This is a genomic window from Gillisella taibaishanensis (genome assembly GCF_001938985.1).
Classification (GTDB): domain Bacteria; phylum Pseudomonadota; class Alphaproteobacteria; order Rhizobiales; family Rhizobiaceae; genus Allorhizobium; species Allorhizobium taibaishanense.
Genome location: NZ_MKIN01000024.1, coordinates 268,836 through 285,680 on the forward strand (window position 1 = coordinate 268,836; position 16,845 = coordinate 285,680).

At 60.9% G+C, this 16,845-nt stretch carries 15 protein-coding genes and 1 tRNA gene; 14 read left to right on the plus strand and 2 right to left on the minus strand.

Annotated elements, in window-relative coordinates:
- Nucleotides 1-57 precede the first annotated feature (57 nt).
- The 10 genes from cysG to BJF91_RS20265 all read left to right on the plus strand — a co-directional run bounded on the left by cysG (nucleotide 58) and on the right by BJF91_RS20265 (nucleotide 10,542).
- Nucleotides 58-1,542: a siroheme synthase CysG gene (cysG, locus tag BJF91_RS20220; RefSeq protein WP_075616439.1), complete on the plus strand. Its 1,485-nt coding sequence runs from the start codon at nucleotides 58-60 to the stop codon at nucleotides 1,540-1,542.
- A gap of 2 nt (nucleotides 1,543-1,544) precedes the next feature.
- A complete protein-coding gene (locus BJF91_RS20225) occupies nucleotides 1,545-1,859 on the plus strand; it encodes a DUF2849 domain-containing protein (RefSeq protein WP_075616333.1) in 315 nt (104 codons plus the stop codon).
- Nucleotides 1,860-1,974: 115 nt separating this feature from the next.
- Complete coding sequence (locus BJF91_RS20230; protein ID WP_075616334.1) at nucleotides 1,975-3,648, plus strand: nitrite/sulfite reductase; 1,674 nt, start codon at nucleotides 1,975-1,977, stop codon at nucleotides 3,646-3,648.
- 11 nt (nucleotides 3,649-3,659) lie between these two features.
- Nucleotides 3,660-4,166 (plus strand): DUF934 domain-containing protein, encoded by a 507-nt coding sequence (locus tag BJF91_RS20235; protein ID WP_075616335.1) that lies wholly within the window; start codon nucleotides 3,660-3,662, stop codon nucleotides 4,164-4,166.
- Between the two features lie 217 nt (nucleotides 4,167-4,383).
- Nucleotides 4,384-5,196: a ferredoxin--NADP reductase gene (locus tag BJF91_RS20240; RefSeq protein ID WP_075616336.1), complete on the plus strand. Its 813-nt coding sequence runs from the start codon at nucleotides 4,384-4,386 to the stop codon at nucleotides 5,194-5,196.
- A 98-nt stretch (nucleotides 5,197-5,294) separates the two neighbouring features.
- Nucleotides 5,295-5,999: an SDR family oxidoreductase gene (locus tag BJF91_RS20245; RefSeq protein ID WP_075616337.1), complete on the plus strand. Its 705-nt coding sequence runs from the start codon at nucleotides 5,295-5,297 to the stop codon at nucleotides 5,997-5,999.
- A 223-nt stretch (nucleotides 6,000-6,222) separates the two neighbouring features.
- Entirely contained in the window at nucleotides 6,223-7,377 is a 1,155-nt protein-coding gene (locus BJF91_RS24615) for a septal ring lytic transglycosylase RlpA family protein (RefSeq protein WP_234801678.1), read from the plus strand.
- A 101-nt stretch (nucleotides 7,378-7,478) separates the two neighbouring features.
- Nucleotides 7,479-8,753, plus strand: coding sequence for a D-alanyl-D-alanine carboxypeptidase family protein (locus BJF91_RS20255; protein ID WP_083943404.1), 1,275 nt, complete (start codon nucleotides 7,479-7,481; stop codon nucleotides 8,751-8,753).
- A 93-nt stretch (nucleotides 8,754-8,846) separates the two neighbouring features.
- Nucleotides 8,847-9,524 carry a dTMP kinase gene (gene tmk, locus BJF91_RS20260; protein WP_075616338.1) on the plus strand — a complete coding sequence of 226 codons (678 nt, stop codon included), beginning with the start codon at nucleotides 8,847-8,849 and terminating at the stop codon, nucleotides 9,522-9,524.
- Nucleotide 9,525: 1 nt separating this feature from the next.
- The gene (locus tag BJF91_RS20265; protein WP_075616339.1) at nucleotides 9,526-10,542 is read left to right on the plus strand and encodes a DNA polymerase III subunit delta'; all 1,017 of its coding nucleotides are present in this window, start codon (nucleotides 9,526-9,528) and stop codon (nucleotides 10,540-10,542) included.
- Between the two features lie 10 nt (nucleotides 10,543-10,552).
- On the opposite strand, the gene BJF91_RS20270 is transcribed toward BJF91_RS20265, so the two are convergent.
- Complete coding sequence (locus BJF91_RS20270) at nucleotides 10,553-11,350, minus strand: sulfite exporter TauE/SafE family protein (protein ID WP_075616340.1); 798 nt, start codon at nucleotides 11,348-11,350, stop codon at nucleotides 10,553-10,555.
- Between the two features lie 199 nt (nucleotides 11,351-11,549).
- Here BJF91_RS20270 and metG point away from each other — a divergent pair, with 199 nt between their 5' ends.
- From metG to BJF91_RS20290, 4 genes are read left to right on the plus strand one after another with little or no spacing between them, the layout of a single operon-like run.
- Nucleotides 11,550-13,100, plus strand: a complete 1,551-nt coding sequence (metG, locus tag BJF91_RS20275) for a methionine--tRNA ligase (protein WP_075616441.1) — start codon at nucleotides 11,550-11,552, stop codon at nucleotides 13,098-13,100.
- Between the two features lie 4 nt (nucleotides 13,101-13,104).
- The gene (locus BJF91_RS20280) at nucleotides 13,105-13,887 is read left to right on the plus strand and encodes a TatD family hydrolase (protein ID WP_075616341.1); all 783 of its coding nucleotides are present in this window, start codon (nucleotides 13,105-13,107) and stop codon (nucleotides 13,885-13,887) included.
- A 22-nt stretch (nucleotides 13,888-13,909) separates the two neighbouring features.
- On the plus strand, nucleotides 13,910-14,728 hold the full coding sequence (locus tag BJF91_RS20285) for an MBL fold metallo-hydrolase (RefSeq protein WP_075616342.1): 819 nt from the start codon (nucleotides 13,910-13,912) through the stop codon (nucleotides 14,726-14,728).
- A 36-nt stretch (nucleotides 14,729-14,764) separates the two neighbouring features.
- Nucleotides 14,765-16,549 carry a chloride channel protein gene (locus tag BJF91_RS20290; protein ID WP_075616343.1) on the plus strand — a complete coding sequence of 595 codons (1,785 nt, stop codon included), beginning with the start codon at nucleotides 14,765-14,767 and terminating at the stop codon, nucleotides 16,547-16,549.
- 143 nt (nucleotides 16,550-16,692) lie between these two features.
- Here BJF91_RS20290 and BJF91_RS20295 read toward each other — a convergent pair.
- Nucleotides 16,693-16,768 (minus strand) — tRNA-Lys (locus tag BJF91_RS20295).
- Nucleotides 16,769-16,845: the final 77 nt, after the last annotated feature.

A 16,845-nucleotide genomic window follows, 5' to 3' on the forward strand; every position in this document is an offset into this window, starting at 1 on the left:
CGCGCCATGATGCCGGCAGATTCCTGTTTCTTCATGCGCGGCTGGGTTTTTATGATAATGAGAGCCAAACTAGGGAATAGGCGTTTGACGATCGATACGGACAAGCTGGCAGTCTTTCCGGCCTTTTTTCGCGTTTCCGGCGCGAAACTGGCCGTTTTTGGCGATGGCGATGAAGCTTTCGCTAAGGCCCGTCTTATTGCCAATACGTCCGCACGCATCATCGCATTCACGCAGGCCCCGGAACCCGCCTATCAGACCTTTCTCGCGCGCCGTAACATCGAGACCGATCAGCGCCCATTTTCCGCCGATGTGCTTGATGGCATCACATTGGTCTTTGCGGCCACCGGCGATGGTGCGACCGACAGAACGATTGTCGAAACCGCCCGGGCGCTGAAAATTCCGGCCAATGCCGTCGACCAGCCCGATTATTGCGATTTCTATACGCCTGCGCTCGTTAACCGTGCGCCGATTGCCGTGGCCATCGGCACGGAGGGCGTCGGCCCGGTTCTCGCGCAGATGATCCGCGCCGGCATCGACCGGCAATTGCCGCGCTCGCTCGGCCGTCTTGGCCGGCTCGCCAATAGCTACCGCCGTGCTGTTGACCGACTTGTGCCGCGCGGCGTCTCGCGCCGGCTGTTCTGGCGGTCGTTCTTCCAGGGTGAAGTGGCCGATGCCATGGAAAAGGGCGATGTGAAATTTGCCCGTCGGCAGGCGACGAAGTTGCTGAAGACGGCAGCCTCTGCAACTCCCGAAGGCCGGATCTTTCTGGTCGGGGCCGGGCCGGGCGCCGAGGACCTGCTGACATTGCGCGCGCATCGGCTGATGATGGAGGCCGACGCCATCGTTTATGACGCGCTGGTGCCGCAGGCTGTAGTCGATATGGGGCGGCGCGATGCGGACCGCATTCCCGTGGGCAAGCGTAAGGGCTGTCATTCCAAATCGCAGAGCGAGATCAATGATCTGCTTGTTTCGCTCGGGCGGGAGGGCAAGCGCGTCGTGCGGCTGAAATCCGGCGATCCCTTGATTTTCGGCCGGGCCGGCGAGGAAATGGCAGCGTTGCGCGATGCCGGCATTGCCTATGAAATCGTGCCGGGCGTGACATCCGCCCTGGCGGCTGCGGCTGATTTCGAATTGCCGCTGACGCTGCGCGGCGTCTCGTCCTCCCTGGTCTTTACGACCGGCCACGATCTGACCGGCGATGTGCTGCCCGACTGGGCGCGGCTGGCGCTGTCCGGCGCAACGGTCGCCGTCTATATGGGTCGCACGGTGGCGGCCTCCGTCGCCGAGCGGCTGATGGCGGGTGGCCTGGCGGAAGACACGACAGTGGCCGTGGTTGAAAATGCCGGGCGCGGCGATCGCCGCCTGCTGCACGGCACCTTGAAGGAATTGCCTGGCCTTGAGGCAAGAACCGAATTGACGGGGCCTGTCATGGTGATTATCGGCGATGCAGTTGCCGGTGCGAATTTCGAGAAGTCCATGCCATTGGGTGAGAGGGCAAGTGCTCCTGCCGTGGTGGACGAACAGACGATGATGAGGGTTTGACGATGGCAGAGAAAGTCTTGACCGCCAACCGCCTGGGCGACGGCATCGCCGTCTGGCTCGATGCCTCGGGCCAGTGGGTGGAAGACCTGCAGTCGGCGCTGGTCGCCCGCCATGCCGAAGCCGTCGAGGCGCTGGAAGCAACCGGCAAGCGCGACTTCGCCGGCAATCTCGTGGTTGACGTCGCTGTCGTCGATGTGGAAGAGCGCGACGGCAAGCTTTGGCCGCTGCGCCTGCGCGAGCGCATCCGCGCCGCCGGACCGACCATTGCCTATGCGGATGGACACGGTCATGCCGACCCCGATTTCGTTGCCGTCTAAAGTTTGTCAGGGAAAAGTGGAAGACGGTTTTCCCGAAGACAAGCGAAAACAAGAAAAGCTAAGAGTGTGTCTGGTTCAATTGAAACCCGGCAGACTTTAGGGCCTGAGGACAGACATGTATCGTTACGATGAATTCGACCACGCCTTTGTCGCCGCCCGGGTGGACCAGTTCCGCGATCAGGTGGCGCGCCGGCTGTCCGGTGAGTTGGCCGAGGATGCCTTCAAGCCGCTCAGGCTGATGAATGGCGTTTATCTGCAGCTTCATGCCTACATGCTGCGCGTCGCCATTCCCTATGGCACGCTGAATGCTCGGCAGATGCGGATGCTGGCCCATGTGGCGCGCAAATATGACCGTGGCTATGGCCATTTCACCACCCGCCAGAACATCCAGTATAACTGGCCGAAACTTTCGGATACGCCCGACATTCTCAAGGAACTCGCAAGCGTCGAAATGCACGCGATCCAAACCTCGGGCAACTGTATCCGCAACGTCACCGCAGACCACTTTGCTGGCGCTGCCCAGGACGAAGTGGCCGATCCGCGACCCTATGCCGAAATCCTGCGGCAGTGGTCCTCGGTCCATCCGGAATTTTCCTTCCTGCCGCGCAAGTTCAAGATTGCCGTGACCGGCGCCGAGCGCGACCGCGCCGCCATTCAGGTGCATGACATCGGTCTGCATGTGAAGAAGGATGAGGCCGGCAAGCTCGGCTTTGCCGTCTATGTCGGTGGTGGTCAGGGCCGCACGCCGATGATTGCCAAGAAGATCAAGGATTTCCTGCCCGAAGAGGACATGCTGTCCTACATCACCGCCATCGTGCGGGTGTATAACCTGCATGGCCGGCGCGACAACAAGTACAAGGCGCGCATCAAGATCCTCGTGCATGAGACCGGCACGGAAGAACTGACCCGTCAGATCGATGCCGAATTCGCGTCGCTGAAGGATAGCCAGTTGAAGCTGCCGGAAGGCGATATCCGCGCCATCGAAAGCTACTTCGCCCTGCCGGACCTGCCGCAGCGCCCGGAAGGCTGGGAAATTCTGGCCAAGGCCAAGAAGGCCGATCCGGCCTTTGCCACTTGGCTCGCGCAGAATGTGCAGCCGCACAAGAACCCGGACTACGGCATGGTCACCGTGTCGCTAAAGCCGATTGGCGGCACCCCCGGCGATGCCAGCGACGAGCAGATGGATTTGGTCGCCGATCTCGCCGAGCGCTACGGCTTTGACGAAATCCGCGTCAGCCACGAGCAGAACCTGATCTTGCCGCATGTGGCGCTGGCCGATCTGCCGGCGCTTCACGAAGCGCTCTCCGGCGCCAAGCTCGCCACTGCCAATGCCGGCCTGATTACCGATATCATTGCCTGTCCCGGGCTGGACTATTGTGCGCTGGCCAACGCCCGCGCGATTCCTGTCGCCCAGGCGATTTCCTCGCGCTTCGGTTCCCAGGCCCGTCAAGCCGAGATCGGCGAGTTGAAGATCAAGATCTCCGGCTGCATCAATGCCTGCGGCCATCACCATGTCGGTCATATCGGTCTGTTGGGTGTGGAAAAGAAGGGTGCTGAGCTTTATCAGATCACCCTTGGCGGCTCCGGCGACGAGCATTCCTCGATCGGTGAAATCATCGGCCGTGGCTTCGAGCCGGAAAAAGTGACGGATGCGGTGGAAACCGTAGTCGATACCTATCTGGGCCTGCGCCTCGATCCGAAGGAAACCTTCCTCGAAGCCTATCGCCGTGTGGGGCCAAAGCCCTTCAAGGAAGCCCTGTATGGCGGCGCTGCTGCCGAAGCCGCCTGAGGAGCAGAACCATGACCCGTATCTGGAAAGAAAATGGTTTTGCCGCGCAGGATCCCTGGGTTGAAGAAACCGAGGAGGTGAAGGCTGCGGACGGGCAGAAAGTTTTGCTGCCGCTCGACGCCTTCATCACCGCCGCCGAAGAGAGCAATGCTGTCGATCTCGGCGTTGTTATTGCGCCGGCTGACGATGTGACAAAGCTCAAGCCTTATCTCGACCGCATCGCCATCGTTGCGGTGAAGTTCCCGGCCTATAACGATGGCCGCGGCTTCAGCCACGCCTCGTTGGTGCGTGATCGGTTGGGCTATCAGGGCGAGGTGAGGGCGGTCGGCGATGTGCTGATCGACCAGATCCCCCTGATGCTGCGCACCGGCTTCGACAGCTTTGCCGTCACCAATGCCGTGGCGCTGAAGCGGCTGGAAGAAGGCCGTCTTCCCGGCATCGCCAACCATTACCAGCCTGCCGCCCGGCCGGCCGCTGAAGTCAGCGGCTATAGCTGGCGCCGCCGTTCAGCGTCTTGAGCCGATGGCGACCTTGCCCCTTGCCGAGCGAAACTGTCGGTTGCACGCTTTGCCCCCTCGGAAAAGCGTGCGCCGCTGCGGTTTATGATCGCATCCACGGATGGCCGCTGGTCATTTGTGGCAATTTCCAGTAACTGGCCGATAAGGCGGATAAAGCATGCCGAGACCCCTCCCGTTTGCGCGGCTCCGGCATGAGATGTGAAGGATCTGAACGCTGATGAATGCTCCCGTCAAAACCGATAATGCCGAACTGATCGTTCCGGAAGGCGTCTATGCCGAAACGGTGCTGAGCGTCACGCATTATACCGACCACCTGTTCCGCTTCCGGATGACCCGGCCGGCCGGCTTCCGCTTCCGCTCCGGCGAGTTTGCGATGATCGGCTTGATGGTCGAGGGCAAACCGCTCTACCGCGCCTATTCGATCGCCAGCCCTTCCTGGGACGAGGAACTGGAATTCTTCTCGATCAAGGTGCCGAACGGCCCGCTGACGCAGCATCTGCAGCGCATCCAGCCAGGCGACCGCGTGCTGATGCGCAAGAAGCCGACCGGTACACTGGTTCTCGACGCGCTCACACCGGGCAAGCGGCTCTACATGTTCTCGACCGGCACTGGCATCGCGCCTTTTGCCAGCCTGATCCGCGACCCCGAGACCTATGAAAAGTTCGAGGAAGTCATCCTCACCCATACCTGCCGCGACGTGGCCGAGCTGAAATACGGCTTCGACCTTGCGGCCGAGATCAAGGGTGACGAGATGCTGAGCGAAATCGTCGGCGACAAGCTGAAGCATTACGCCACCGCCACCCGCGAAGACTACCCCTTCACGGGCCGGATCACCGACCTGATCGAAAACGGCAAGCTGTTTGCCGATCTAGGTGTGCCAGCACTCAACCCCGAAATCGACCGGGCAATGATCTGCGGCTCGACCGCGATGCTGAAGGACACCAAGGCTCTGCTGGAACAGGCGGGCCTGACCGAAGGCGCCAATAATAAACCGGCGGAATTTGTGATCGAGCGGGCTTTCGTCGGCTGATCGCGAAGTGCTAGATTTGCACCTGTCCGTCCCCTGTGGCCGCTGATGTCGCAGGGGACGTTTTCGTTTTGGATAAGTGAGCAGCCAGGGAGGGCATCATGACCACGGAAAAAGTCGCGATCATTACGGCAGGCGGCAGCGGCATGGGCGCGGAATGTGCCAAGCGGCTCGCAGCCGATGGCTATAAGGTCGCGATCCTGTCTTCTTCCGGCAAGGGCGAGGCGCTGGCCGAAGAACTCGGCGGTATCGGCGTCACCGGCTCGAACCAGTCCAATGACGATCTGAAGAGACTGGTCGATGCCACGATGGAGACAAGGGGCAGGGTGGATGTGCTGGTCAACAGTGCCGGCCACGGACCGCGTGCCCCGATCATCGAGATCACCGATGAGCAATGGCACACGGGCATGGACGTCTATCTGATGAATGTCATACGCCCCGTGCGGCTGGTCACGCCGATCATGCAACAGCAGAAGGCTGGCGCCATCGTCAATATTTCCACAGCCTGGGCGTTCGAGCCTTCATCGATGTTTCCGACCTCGGCTGTATTCCGGGCTGGCCTTGCCGCCTACACCAAAATTTTTGCCGATACCTATGCTGGCGACAATATCCGCATCAACAATGTCCTCCCCGGCTGGATCGATAGCCTGCCCGCCGCTGAAGAGCGCCGCGCCGCCGTGCCAATGCAGCGCTATGGCACAAGTGCTGAGATTGCGGCCACGGTGGCCTTCTTGGCTTCGGAAGGTGCAGGTTACATTACCGGGCAGAATATCAAGGTCGACGGCGGCCTGACCCGTTCGGTCTAAATCGCCCCGATTTTAACCGTTCATTAACCATAACTCGAACTTCTCTCCCTAACGTCTTAACCATAATCGCATTTTCGCCATTTTATCCCCATTTCTGTTATGGCACAGTCTGTGTCATTTCGGGGGACTGAAATTTGGCGTTGATGATGTGCGGCGGTCGCGGTGCGGCCTTTGATGGTGTCTGGGTGCGATGACGGTTAGATGGATTTTGCAGCGGCGTCCGGTGTCTGGATGTCTGCGGGTTGCCTGGGTCGTGCTGGCCGGCGTTGCGGTCACGTCCTGTGGCGCCAATCATGATGTCTCCAAAGTGAGCACGAACACCAAGAAGCGGAGCAAGGAATATTTTGCCGAATCCGCCTATGGCGTGAAGGCCAGCCCGCGTGTTGTCGAAAATGGTCCCGTGCCGAAGGGCGGCGGTCGTCGTCTCGTCGGCGATCCCTATGTCGTTGCCGGCAAGGTCTACAAGCCGCGCGAAAATCCAAATTACGAAGCAACCGGCCTCGCTTCCTGGTATGGCTCGGCCTTCCATGGTCGCTACACCGCCAATGGCGAAGTGTATGATCAGTTCGGCATTTCAGCAGCGCACCCCACCATGCCGTTGCCGAGCTATGCCCGCGTTACCAATCTCGATACCGGCAGTTCCGTCATTGTGCGCGTCAACGACCGCGGTCCGTTCCACGAGAACCGCCTGATCGACTTGTCCGACAAGGCGGCTGAACTGCTTGACGTCAAAGGCCACGGCACGGCGCATGTGAAGGTGAAATATGTCGGCCCGGCCGACATGACCGGCCATGACATGCCCTATCTGATGGCGTCCTACGTCCGCAAGGGCCAGCGCATGCCAGGCATTGATCCGCTGGGTGGCGGCCAGATCGCCAGCGGCGTAATGGTGGCCTCCAATGCCCCGCAACAGAACTTCTTTGGCCGCTTTGCCGGTCCATCCAGCGCATCCGCACCAGCTGTAAAGACCGCGAAGCCCGTGGCGGCTCCAATGGCGCCGTCGTCTGCCAGCGCCTATAATGCGCCGGCTCGCACACCTGTCTATGCTGCCCCAGTCCGTTCCAACGCTGTTGCCAGTGCGCCGCTTCCAGTCCAGCGCCAGCCGGTTGCCGCATCCCGTCCGGCACCGGCCCAGTCCTGGCAGGCACCCGCTGTTGCCTATGCGCAGCCCGCGGCCCAGCCTCGCCCGGCAGCTGCATCCTCCGTCAACCGCCGCGAGATCGCTCCCGTTGCCGCAGCACCGCAGCCGGTTCGCGCCACGGCCCGTGCTAAGCCGGTTGCCGAGCCTTCCAATGGTGGTCTGCCTCCGGGCTGGCATGTCGGCCCGGCTCCGGTTGCTGGCGGTGCCACGGCCTATTCAAGCCCGAACGAAGGCTGACCAACCGCCAGTCTGGACGGCCTGCGGCAAAGACCCTATCCATGAGAGCGATCCGGGTGGTGATTCTCGCTTCCCGATCGAGATCAGGGTGAAGGATAACGATGCGCCTCGACTGGCCGGTCACAAAGCGTAGCCGCAAGCGCCGCGGGTTTGGCCCGATCGGACAGCTTGGATCGATCTCCGTGCGATTTACGGTCTTCGCCATCGGCTATGCCCTGACATTTCTCTTTGCGTTGAATGTTCTGACCGCACCCGCCTTGGCGCAAGCGGCGGCTCCCGATGCCTCGACTCCGGCGGTATTTGCCACTGAAGCCAAGCAGGTTCTGCTGATCGAGGCGGAAACCGGTAGCGTTCTGTTTGAAAAGAACAGCGAACAGCCCTTCACGTCAGCCTCCCTGTCCAAGATGATGGTGGCGGATGTCGTGCTTGAGGCGTTGAAGGCCGGACGGCTGTCGCTGACCCAGGACTTTCCCGTTTCCGAATCTGCTTGGCGCACCGGTGGCGCACCGTCACGCACCGCCACGATGTTTGCCGCCGTGCGCTCGCGCGTGCCTGTCGATGCCCTGCTGAAGGGCGTGATGGTGCAGATGGCCAACGACGCGTGCCTGATCCTGGCCGAAGGCATGACCGGCTCGGAACAGGGTTTCGTCAAACTGATGAATGAGCGCGCAGTGCAGCTTGGCTTGAAGGACAGCCATTTCGCCAACGCCACCGGCCTGCCGGATCCCGGCAATAAGGTGACGCTGCGGGATATGCTGACGCTGGCCCAGGCAATCCGGACTGATTATCCCGATTTCTACAAGCTCTACGCCCAGCCTGATTTCGAGTGGAACAAGATTTTCCAGCGCAATCGTAATCCACTGCTTGGTGTATCACCCGGAGTCGACGGTCTCGCGGCGGGATTTACTGAAGGCGAGGGCTATTCCATCATCGCTTCTGCCGAGCAGAACGGCGTGCGCCTCTATCTCGGCCTTGCCGGCAGCGAAAGCGACAAGACCCGCCAGGACGATGCTGCAAAGGCACTGGCCTGGGGATTTTCCGCCTTTGAAAAGCGTCGGCTGTTCGATGCCGGCCAGGTGATCGGTCAGGCCAGCGTCTATGGCGGCGAGCCTGCCGAGGTGCCGCTTGTGTCGCCGCAGCCGGTCGATGTCTACGTCCCGGTAGGCTCTGGTGAGAAGGTTGAGGCGAGGGTGGTCTATCGTTGGCCGCTGCGCCCCGGCATCGAGACGGGTGCCGAAGTGGCCAGGCTGAAGGTGATGCTCGGCGACAGGATGCTGCGCGATCTGCCCCTGCAGGCCGCAGCGCGCTCCGACCTCGGTTCGCTGGTCAAGCGCACCCGCGACGCGCTGGTCGAACTGTTGTTTTCCTGGGTTTGATCAAGGCTTTCCCGTGTCGTGATCCTTGAAAAGGTTTCGCGACGCAGCGGCTTGCGATAAACAGCCCTTGATCACAGTAAGGAAAATGCATCGGTGGCGGTTGGCAGCGGATTGTTCGTAACATTCGAAGGCGGCGAGGGCGCGGGTAAATCCACCCAGATCCGGCTTCTTGCCGAGAAGCTGAAGGCTCTTGGCCACACCGTCGTCACCAGCCGCGAACCCGGTGGCTCGCCCTCGGCCGAGGCGCTGCGCCATGTGCTCCTGTCTGGCGCCGCAGAACCCTTCGGCGTGGAGATGGAGGCAATCTTGTTTGCCGCCGCCCGCAACGATCATGTCGAGGCGCTTCTGCGCCCGGCGCTTTTGCGCGGGGAGATCGTGCTCTGCGACCGCTTCATGGATTCCTCGCGTGTCTATCAGGGCACGACTGGCGACCTTTCCCCCGCCCTGATCGACCGGCTGCAGGCCATTGCCGTCAACGGCGTCGTCCCTGACCTCACGATCATTCTCGATCTTCCGGCAAAGCTCGGCCTGGCGCGGGCCAAGCGCCGGGCGGGCGAGCTTGGGGAGGTAGCGCCTGATCGTTTCGAGAAGGAAAAGATTGCCATCCACCAACGCCGCCGCGAAGCCTTTCTGGCGATCGCCAAGGCAGAACCGGAGCGCTGCCGGGTGGTCGAGGCAACGGGTGGGATCGAAGAGATCGCCGAGGCGATTTTCAACGCCGTATCGCCTGTACTGGCCAAGCGGACAGCGGTCGAAGACGGGGAACGCTGAGATGGAACGACCCGGCCTTCTCGATGGCGCCTTGCCGCCTTTTGCCAATCACCGGCTGTTCGGCCATGGTGACGCCGAACAGTTCCTTGCCGACGCTTACCGATCCGGCAAGCTGCACCACGCCATCCTGATCGAGGGGCCTGAGGGCATCGGCAAGGCGACACTAGCCTTTCGCTTTGCCCATCATGTGCTGAGCCATCCCGATCAGGCACAGGCGCCGGCCATGCTTTCAGAGCCCGAATCGCTGGTCGCCCGGCAAATCGCTTCAGGCGCCTCTCACAATCTCCTGCACATTTCCCGGCCAGTCGATGAAAAGACCGGGCGGGCAAAGACAACGATTACGGTGGAGGAGGTCCGGAAGGCCGGACATTTCTTTTCTCAGACATCGGGTGCCGGCAATTGGCGTATCGTCATTCTCGATCCCGCCGATGACATGAACCGAAACGCCGCCAATGCTATTTTGAAAGTGCTGGAAGAGCCGCCGAAGCGCTCGCTGTTCCTGGTTCTGTCGCATGCTCCCGGCAAGTTGTTGCCAACGATCCGCTCGCGCTGCATGCCGCTGAAATTGCAGCCGCTGGGTGCCCAAGATCTTGCGCAAGCGCTTGATCACCTTGCCGTGCCGCTGCCTGCGGAGCGGCTTGATACTCTGGCCGCCCAGTCCAAGGGCAGCGTGTCGCAGGCGTTGAAGCTGATCAACTACGGCGGCTTGGACATTATCTCGGCCTTCGAGGAGTGCCTTGCCGCCGATGGCCCGGCGCAGCGACGGCAGATGCACAAGCTGGCGGATGCTCTGTCCGGCAAGGACAGCGACGTCGTCTACCAGTTTTTTGCCGAGCATCTCGTCGAATTCCTGGTCGACAGGGCACGACAGACGGCAATGTCTGGCGATCTGCCGCGCGCAGACCGGCTGTCGCGGCTGTCTACCGCCGTCGTCGAGAAGCTCGGCATATCAAGCGCCTACAATCTCGATCGCAAGCAAACGCTGCTGGAAATATTGACGGAAGTGGCGGCTGTCTGACCGCCGTAACTCAAATGGCGATCAGCTTCGACGCTACGATGACCAGGATGACGGCGAGGGTGATGCGGATAGCCCGCTCCGGCAGGCGTGGAGCGGCCAGGCTGCCGAGCACGATGCCGGGAATGGAGCCGATCAGCAGCGAACCGAGCAAGACCCAGTTGAGGTCGCCAATGATGAAATAGCCGATACCGCCGATCAAGGTGAGTGGAATCGCATGGGCGATGTCGGAGCCGACGATGTCGTTGATGGACGAGCGCGGATAGAGAAACAGCAGCACCGTTACGCCAATCGCGCCAGCGCCGACCGAGGTCAGCGTCACGACCGTGCCCAGCACGATGCCGAGAACCACCGTGGCGATTGCAATGGTGCGAGGCTCCGGGCTGCGGTGCTTTTTCAGCCAATTCAGCTCAAAGCGCATGAACACGTCGCGGAAAAGCAGGATCATCGCGGTCATCATCAGCATGATGCCGAGACTGGTGGTCAGCATGGAGACGGAATGGGCGCTCTTACGATCAACGCCGCTCATCAGCCAGAGCGTCAGCGCCGTTGCCGGAACACTGCCAATCGCCAGCAACCCGACGAGCCGCCAGCGGATGTGTCCATGGCGATGGTGGACGGCAGCGCCAGCCATTTTGGTGATGGCGGCGTAAAGCAGGTCCGTGCCGACAGCCGTTGCCGGATGAATGCCAAACAGCAGCACCATCAACGGTGTCATCAGCGACGCGCCGCCAACGCCGGTCACGCCGACCAGCGAACCGACGAGAAAGCCCGAGAGCGATACCAGGGGATCGAAAGAAAAGCCGGTCAGAAACGCACCTCCTCGGATTCGGATAGCTCGGATTCGGACGGCGCCGATGGCATCGATCTAGCGAAAGCCGGGCGGCATGGTCAAGGTGCGGCCGTCCTCAAACCGCCCGCTCAGGAAACTTGTTGTTTCGCAACGCGGCGACATGCGTTAAGAGCGGCTGATAATCCCGATGAAAGACGCGGACTGCAAGGGCCGATCCATGAAAGACACCTACTATATCACCACAGCCATTTCCTATCCGAACGGCAAGCCGCATATCGGCCATGCCTATGAGCTGATCGCCACGGACGCCATGGCGCGCTTCCAGCGGCTGGATGGCAAGGATGTCTTCTTCTTGACCGGCACCGATGAGCATGGCCAGAAAATGCAGCAGACCGCACGCGCCGAAGGCATTACGCCGGAAGAGCTTGCGACTCGCAATTCCAATGAATTCCGTGAGATGGGCAAGCTGCTGAACGCGTCCAACGACGATTTCATCCGCACCACCGAACAGCGCCACCATGCCGCCAGCCAAGACATCTGGAAGCGGATGGAAAAGAATGGCGATATCTACAAGGACAGCTACGCCGGCTGGTATTCCGTGCGCGACGAAGCCTACTATGCCGAGGATGAAACCTCCGTGCGCGATGGCGTTCGCTATGGGCCGCAGGGCACGCCGGTCGAATGGGTGGAAGAGGAAAGCTATTTCTTCAAGCTGTCGGCTTATGAAGACAAGCTCCTGAAGCTCTACGAGGACCAGCCGGATTTCATCGGCCCCAATGAGCGTCGCAACGAGGTGATCTCCTTCGTCAAATCGGGTCTGAAGGACCTGTCGATGTCGCGCACCACCTTTGATTGGGGCATCAAGGTGCCCGGCGATGACAAGCACGTCATGTATGTCTGGGTCGACGCGCTCACCAATTACATCACCGCGACAGGTTATCTGACCGACGAAAACGGCCCGCGTGCCAAATACTGGCCGGCGGATGCCCATATCATCGGCAAGGACATCATCCGCTTCCATGCGGTCTATTGGCCCGCCTTCCTGATGTCGGCAGGCCTTCCGCTGCCCAAGCGCGTCTATGCCCATGGCTTCTTGCTCAACAAGGGCGAGAAAATGTCGAAGTCGCTCGGTAACGTCGTTGATCCTTTCGACCTGTTGCAGCAGTTCGGTCTGGATAATGTCCGCTATTTCCTCTGCCGCGAACTCTCCTTCGGGCAGGACGGTAACTGCAGTCCCGAGCTGGTCGGAACGCGCATCAACGCCGACCTCGCCAACGGCATCGGCAATCTCGCCAGCCGCTCGCTGTCGATGATCGCTAAGAACCTCGAGGGCAAGCTGCCCGAGCCCGGCGAGCTGACCGACGCCGACAAGGCCATTCTCGCCACGGCGGATGAAGCCATTGCCATCTGCCGCGAGGAAATGTCGCGCCAGCAGATTCACAAGGCCGTGGGCGCGATCATGAACATCGTCAATGAGGCCGACCGTTATTTCGCCGCCCAGGAGCCCTGGGTGCTGCGCAAGACGGATGTCGCCCGCATGGCAACGGTACTTTACGTTGCGGCAGAGGTGGTGCGCCAGATCGCCATTCTGTTCCAGCCGATCATGCCCGACAGTGCCGCGAAACTGCTCGACCTCGTAGCCGTTGCCCCGGAAGATCGCGTCTTTGCCAAGCTTGGCGAGGCCGGCCGCCTGAAGCCGGGCACGGAACTTCCGGCCGTTTCGCCGGTCTTCCCGCGTTATTCCGCTCCGGAAACCGACAAGGCCTGACGTTATGCTGATCGATACCCATTGCCATTTGGATTTCGCCGATTTCGAAGAGGAACGCGACGAGCTGGTGAAGCGCGCCCATGATGCGGGCGTGAAGCAGATGGTGACCATTTCGACACGGGTGGCGAAGCTGGATGGCCTTCTGGCGCTGACGCAGCGCTACCCCTCGGTGTTCTGCTCGGTTGGTACCCATCCCAACAACGCCAATGAAGAGCTTGAGATCACCGCCGACGATCTCGTGCGGCTTGCCGATGCCCATGACAAGGTCGTCGCGATTGGCGAATGCGGCCTCGACTATTTCTACGACACCCAGACGCCTGAAGACCAGAAGACCGGCTTTCTGCGCCATATCGAGGCCGCCCGCCGCACGCAGCTGCCGCTTGTCATCCACAGCCGTAGCGCTGATGAGGACATGGCGGATATTCTGCGGCAGGAAACGGAAAAGGGGACTTTCCCCTTTATTCTTCATTGCTTCTCGGCTGGCGAGATGCTGGCCAGGACCGGCGTGGAGCTTGGCGGCTACATCTCCTTTTCTGGCATTCTGACATTCCCGAAATCGCAGGAGCTTCGCGACATCGCCAAGGACCTGCCGATGGACCGGCTGCTGGTGGAAACCGACGCGCCTTATCTTGCGCCGAAGCGCTGGCGTGGAAAACGCAACGAGCCGTCCTATGTCGTCAATACGGCCGAGGTGCTGGCCGATGTGAAGGGCGTGAGCTACGCCGAGATCGCCAAGACCACCACCGACAATGCGCTGCGCCTGTTTTCAAAAATGCCGAGACTGTAAGCGGCAAAGGTTGGAGTGAGAGATGACCTATCGCCGTCGCTTCACCATTCTTGGCTGCTCGTCCTCACCGGGCGTGCCGCGGATTGATGGTGACTGGGGCGCTTGCGATCCGACCAATCCGAAAAACCGCCGCAGCCGCGCTTCGTTCCTGATCGAACAGATCGCCCCTGATGGTAATAAGACCGTAGTCCTCGTCGATACCGGCCCTGATTTTCGTGAGCAGATGATCCGGGCCAAGGTCGAGAGGCTCGATGCCGTCGTCTATAGCCATGCCCATGCCGACCACCTGCACGGTATCGACGATCTCAGGGGCTATTTCCTCACCCAGCGCCACCGCATTCCCATCTATGCGGATGCCGAGACCATGGCCCGCATCGAGGCCGGTTTTGGCTATTGCCTTAAATCGCCCGAGGGCAGCAACTATCCGCCGATTGCGCGGCCCGTGATCATTGAGGACGTGACCAAGCCGATCGTGATCGACGGCCCCGGCGGGCAGATCGAGCTTTTGCCGCTGCTTCAGCATCACGGCGATATCATGTCGCTTGGCTTTCGCATCGGCAATGTCGCCTATTGCAGCGATGTCAGCGACTTTCCGTCCGACACTGTGCCCCGCATGGCAGGTCTTGATATCCTCATCATCGATGCCTTGCAGTATCGAGAACATCCGAGCCATTTGTCACTGGCGCAATCTTTGGCCTGGATCGAGAAATTCGCCGCAAAGCGAGCGATTTTAACCCATATGCATATTCCGCTGGATTATGACATGGTCATGCGGGAAACGCCTGATCACGTCGAACCGGCCTATGACCAGATGCAGTTCGAGGTCGCCTATCCCGGCTGATTTCCGATCTAAACCGTTGGCGCGAGCCGGAAACCCATGTTGAATAAGCCCTTCCAATCCCCGAGCACGGCCAGCTTCTTCAATAATCTGACGGTTTCACGCCTGCAGGGCCTGCTGCGGCGCGGCGAACTCGGGCTGGTGGCGCTGGCTGTGATGATCGGCATTGCCGCCGGCTTGCTGGTGTCGCTCGTCAGCTTTCTGAGCGAGGCACTGCATTATCTGGTCTTCGGCGTGGAAGGGACATTGAGCGGCAGCGGCATAACCGGACCTATCGTGCTGGCCGGGCCGATCATCGGTGGCATTGCCCTTGGCATCATCGTCTTCATTCTGTCGCGCACCCGCAAGAAACCGATGGTCGACCCCATCGAGGCCAACGCTCTGCACGGCGGTCGGCTATCCCTGACAGACAGTATCATCGTCTGCGTGCAGAATATTGTCTCCAACGGTTTTGGCGCCTCGGTGGGGCTGGAAGCCGGCTATACGCAGATCGCTTCCGGTTTCGCTTCCAAGCTCGGCGTCAAGCTGAAGATGCGGCGCGGCGACCTGCGCCTGCTGGTCGGCTGCGGCGCCTCGGGCGCCATTGCTGCCGCCTTCGATGCACCCCTGACCGGCGCCTTTTATGCCGTCGAGTTGATTATTGGCTCCTATACGGTGGTGACGCTCGCCCCGGTGATCGTCTCGGCCTTGGTCGCTAAGATCGTCACCAGCCAGATCGGCGGCCATGGTCTCTCCATCGATATCGGCGCGGTCGGCGATATCACGCCGGTCGACTACCTGCCGGCGATCATGCTGGGGGTGCTCTGCGCCGGCGTCGGCATCGTCCTCATGCAGGCCGTGTCCTTCGTGGAGGAAACCGCCCGCAAAAGCGCTGTATCGCAGCCGATCCGTCCAATGATTGGCGGCATCGTCATCGGTCTCCTGGCGCTGGTATCGCCGCAGATCCTGGCGGGCGGTCACGGCGCGCTGCATATCAACCTCAACAGCGAGACGACGATTTACAGCCTCGTCCTGTTGTTCGTGCTGAAATCGGCGGCAAGCGCCGTATCGATCGGGTCCGGCTTTCGTGGCGGCTTGTTTTTCGCCTCGCTGTTCATGGGTGCGCTGCTTGGCAAAATCTTCGCTTTTGCCGCCATGCTGGTGCCGGGGCTGACGCTGACGCCTGTGATCTACGCCGTGGTCGGCATGAGCGCCTTCGCGGCCGCCGTCATCGGCGGGCCGCTGACCATGACCTTTCTGGCGCTGGAGCTCACCGGCGACTTTCCGATCACCGCCCTCGTCCTGGCATCCGTCATCACCACCTCGCTCGTCGTGCGCGTGTTCTTCGGCTACTCCTTCGCCACCTGGCGCTTCCATCTGCGCGGCGAAACCATCCGCAGTGCGCAGGATGTCGGCTGGATCCGCGATTTGACGGTGGCCAAGATGATGCGCGCCGATGTGCGCACTGCCAAACTGTCGATGGGGCTCGAGGAATTCTGCAAGCAGTTTCCGCTCGGATCTACCCAGCGGGTCATCATGGTCAATGATGACGGTCGCTATGCTGGTATCGTGCTGCTTGCGGAAATCTACGCCGACCCGATGGATCGCAACAGCGAAGGTCGCAACCTCGAAAGCTACCTGCACTATACCAAGGACGTGCTGCTCCCGACCATGAACGTCAAGCAGGCCGCAGCCCTGTTCGACGCTACCCAGAGTGAAGCGCTGGCGGTGATGAACGACCGCATCCAGAACCGTCCGATTGGCCTCCTCACCGAAAGTCACACCCTGCGCCGCTACAGCGAAGAGCTCGATCTCAGACGCCGCGAGGCTTCGGGAGAGTTTTAGGACGAGGCGGGCGGCAGCTTCTTGAAGAGGAAAGGGCGGTATTCACCGTCTATTCGTCTTCCGATGTGGCAATGGATATGTCGAGCGGTTCGACATGCTCGATGACAACAGCAAAAAAATGTCTCGGGATGAACTTCAGAAAGTGGTGAGCGCGCAGGGATTCGAACCCTGGACCTACTGATTAAAAGTCAGTTGCTCTACCGGCTGAGCTACGCGCTCCCGAAGCGGAGCAGATGCCCCTTTGGAAGTGCGCGGACCATATTCAGGGCGCTGTTTTCGGTCAACCCAAAAAACAG